Source organism: Methanobrevibacter sp. (assembly GCF_045126245.1).
GTDB lineage: Archaea > Methanobacteriota > Methanobacteria > Methanobacteriales > Methanobacteriaceae > Methanocatella.
Map to the genome: position 1 here is coordinate 1 of NZ_JBGVOG010000123.1, position 3,655 is coordinate 3,655.

The following is a 3,655-nucleotide window of genomic DNA, read 5'->3' on the forward strand; positions in this document are numbered from 1 at the left end:
GATTCACACACATGTACCTACGGTGCTTTCGGAGCATTTTCCACAGGTATGGGGGCAACTGATCTTGCAATGGTTTGGGCAACCGGGAAAACCTGGTTCATGGTGCCTGAAGCCATCAGGATGGAGATTGAAGGTGAATTCAATCCGTATATAGCTCCAAAGGACCTGATTTTAAATATCATAGGTGAAGTCGGAATTGCAGGTGCAACATACAAGACCGCCGAGTTCTGCGGTCCGACAATAGATGCAATGGGAGTCGAAGGAAGGGCGACCATGTGCAATATGGCAATTGAGATGGGTGCCAAAAATGGAATAATGGAACCCAACAGAGAAGTTATTGACTATATCTGCCAAAAAACCGGCAAAAAAGAATCACAACTGAATATCGTGACTTCAGACAGCGATGCTGCCTACGAAAAGGAAATGCACTTTGACATTACCGACATGGAACCGCAAATCGCATGTCCAAATGACGTTGACAATGTAAAGGGCATCTCAAAAGTCGAAGGCACAGCAATTGACCAATGCCTGATCGGTTCATGTACAAACGGAAGGCTTTCCGATTTAAGGGATGCCGCTGAAATCCTTGAAGGCAAAAAAATCAATAAGGACATAAGATTGCTGATACTACCTGCCTCACGTGAAATCTACAGGCAGGCAATACATGAAGGATATATTGAAACATTCATTGATGCCGGAGCAATTATCTGCAATCCGGGATGCGGACCATGTCTCGGAGGGCATATGGGAGTACTGTCAGAAGGCGAAGTCTGCATTTCAACTACAAACAGAAACTTCAAGGGAAGAATGGGTGATCCCGCCTCTTCAGTATACCTTTCAAACTCAAAAGTGGTTGCTGCCTCAGCAGTTGCAGGCGTAATCACAAATCCAAAGGACTTATAGTTGGTTAAAATGACTGATAAAAACGAAGCGAACAAAGCACTGATTGACAAGATAAACGATGTGGAAAAGGAAAACAACAAAAAGTTTTCAAATACTCAAAAAATCCTTTTGACAACAGACGGATCAATTACGGCAATTCTGGATGTGCTGTACGGTAAGATTACCCTAACCACAATTGACCAGCACTTCGAAAATGCCGATGAGGAACATGCCAAGCTGGTCAATGTTCCTGTAGGCGAGCAAATCAACTTCAGGGAAGTCATAATGCACAGGGGAGATAAGCCTCTGATATATGCAATATCACACATTCCGCTTTCAAGATGCAGTGAAAACATTTGTGCAGATTTGATTAGGGCTGACATCCCGATAGGAAGAATATTGAAAAACTATGATATCGAATCAAGAAGGGAAATCAGACACATCTATATCGAAGAGCCGAACGACAAGCTAAAGGAGATATTCGGCACCGATGAGGAAATGCTTGCCCGTGATTACGTTATTATAAACAACGATGAAATTTTGATGTGGATTAAGGAAGTGTTCCCTATAAGCCACTTTACAGAGATATGAGGTGATAGGATGGGTGTTAAATTAAAGGACATTGTGGAACCGAAAACCATAAGCTTCAAGGATTTGGAAGGAAGAAGCGTTTCAATAGATGCATTTAACACTCTATACCAATTCCTATCGACAATACGCCAAAGGGACGGAAGGCCACTGACAGATGAAAACGGCAACATCACATCACATTTGAGCGGAATATTATACAGAAACTCATCAATGATTGAAAAGGACATCAAACCGATTTATATTTTTGATGGAACCGCACCAGAGCTTAAAAGTGAAACCCAAGCGAAAAGAAGAGAGATAAGGGAAGAATCTGAAAAGATATATAAAAAAGCGCTTGCCGAAGGAGACACCGAAAAGGCCAGAAAATATGCAATGAGATCCTCAAAACTGTCTCCTGAAATCATCGAATCCTCCAAAAAGCTACTGACACTGATGGGAATTCCATATGTTGAGGCCAAAGGGGAAGGTGAAGCTCAGGCAGCCTATCTTGTTTCAAAAGGGGATGCATATGCCGTGGCATCACAGGATTACGATTGTCTTTTGTTTGGAGCTAAAAGGGTCGTCAGAAACCTGGCCGTCAGCTCAAACCTTGGAAACCTGGAATTCTATGAATTGGATAAAGTGCTGAGGCAGCTGGACATAACCCGCGAAGAGCTGGTGGATATGGGAATACTGATTGGAACCGATTTTTGTGAAGGTCTTAAGGGCGTGGGTGCAAAAACCGCATTGAAACTGGCTAAAAAAGGACAATTGAAAGAAAAAATAGCTGAACTTCAAAAGGAATCAAGCCATGACCTGGATGAGGTTCGAGACATTTTCCTGAACCATAACGTAAATACCGATTATAAAATCAAATGGGAAAAGCCAAAACAGGACAAGATTATAGAGTTTTTATGCTACGAGCATGGCTTTTCTGAAGACCGTGTGATTAAAGCCTCAGACAAGCTTAAAAATCTAAGTTCATCACAGGGAAGCCTTGATGCATGGTTTTAAAAAAGACTTAAATAATAAAATAAACTTACAATTTAATTGGCCCAAATAATATCTGCAATCACCACCACAAACCTATTGTAGATAAAACACGTTTGGGTCAGGTCGATGATTCCTCACCACCCGTTATGGAATCATTGACTTTAGTTAACACTTATTTTAAAATGAAATCATGCCAGTCCATTGCCGACAATTTCCTGGCCGGTGAATTTGACGTTTTTTACGTAGTATACTGTAGTATGCCCAACGCCAAGGCCATGATTTTCAACTACCTCTGCCGTGAAATAATTATAGACGTATGCGTCCGTTACGTCCACGTCGTAAGGAATTTTCATTGCCTCAAAACCGTCCATTATAACAATCGCATCATCTCCAAAGACAACCTGCTTATTGCCCATGGATTCCATCCATTTAACTGTTTTGGCATCATATCCCTCATAATAGGGCAGAGTTTTGATATTCTTGATAACCTTAGTCAACTCAGAAGAGCCTGATGAAACATTGAATGACATCCTTTCACCGGAATGGTCAATTACATCAGGATTGTCATCTATATATGCAACAACCAATACAAACAATATTGCAAGCACTATAACGAGTGGAATAGTCCATTTCTTATTCATATCAAACACCCCTTAAATTTAATATATTGTTCCATTGTTAATGTTATTTCTGTTTTAACCCATCAGATATATGAATCTTTTGTGTATGCAGATTTCAACATGCCAATTGATACTTGAAAAATGTCTTGTCTGAAGTAGTTATTTTTTGACCTTTGGGAACCCCACATAGTGTAAAAAATTTTTTATATAAATTTCTATAGAATATTAACATTAGTCATATATGTCAACTTAATTAAGAGGGATGATATTGCCTGGAAATGAATTAGATAAAATTGATACTATTCAAAAAGAAATTAAATTTTTGACAAATTCAGACAACCGTTTAAAAATCATACACTGTCTTTTTAAATCCCCTCAAACATTAAAAGAGATTCATGAAAAAACCGGATTAAATTATAGCTCAATTTCTGTAAACGTTTCAAGCTTAGAAGATCGAGGTCATGTCATGAATCAGAATGACTTATATTATCTGACTAATACCTCCAAGCTGATTTTGACAAATGTATTTTATCTGAATAAATCCGTGAACTTTTTAAATAAAAATAATGATTTTCTAAATATGCATAAGC

General features: G+C 39.1%; 4 protein-coding genes and 1 pseudogene. 4 read left to right on the top strand and 1 reads right to left on the bottom strand.

The window, feature by feature from the left end:
- From ACJMLZ_RS08725 to fen, 3 genes are all read left to right on the top strand, one after another.
- Window positions 1–903 (top strand): aconitase/3-isopropylmalate dehydratase large subunit family protein (locus ACJMLZ_RS08725; protein ID WP_405305235.1); only part of this gene is annotated, 903 nt, incomplete at its 5' end.
- Between the two features lie 9 nt (window positions 904–912).
- A complete protein-coding gene (locus ACJMLZ_RS08730; protein ID WP_405305236.1) occupies window positions 913–1,473 on the top strand; it encodes a chorismate--pyruvate lyase family protein in 561 nt (186 codons plus the stop codon).
- A 9-nt stretch (window positions 1,474–1,482) separates the two neighbouring features.
- On the top strand, window positions 1,483–2,466 hold the full coding sequence (fen, locus tag ACJMLZ_RS08735; protein ID WP_405305237.1) for a flap endonuclease-1: 984 nt from the start codon (window positions 1,483–1,485) through the stop codon (window positions 2,464–2,466).
- A 167-nt stretch (window positions 2,467–2,633) separates the two neighbouring features.
- On the opposite strand, the gene ACJMLZ_RS08740 is transcribed toward fen, so the two are convergent.
- Complete coding sequence (locus ACJMLZ_RS08740) at window positions 2,634–3,086, bottom strand: hypothetical protein (RefSeq protein ID WP_405305238.1); 453 nt, start codon at window positions 3,084–3,086, stop codon at window positions 2,634–2,636.
- A gap of 241 nt (window positions 3,087–3,327) precedes the next feature.
- Here ACJMLZ_RS08740 and ACJMLZ_RS08745 point away from each other — a divergent pair.
- Window positions 3,328–3,655, top strand: a pseudogene (locus ACJMLZ_RS08745) (ArsR family transcriptional regulator); the annotation flags it as partial.

Coding starts and splice junctions, on each gene's coding strand:
- ACJMLZ_RS08730 (WP_405305236.1), top strand. CDS start 913: ATGACTGATAAAAACGAAGCGAACAAAGCACTGATTGACAAGATAAAC.
- fen (WP_405305237.1), top strand. CDS start 1,483: ATGGGTGTTAAATTAAAGGACATTGTGGAACCGAAAACCATAAGCTTC.
- ACJMLZ_RS08740 (WP_405305238.1), bottom strand. CDS start 3,086: ATGAATAAGAAATGGACTATTCCACTCGTTATAGTGCTTGCAATATTG.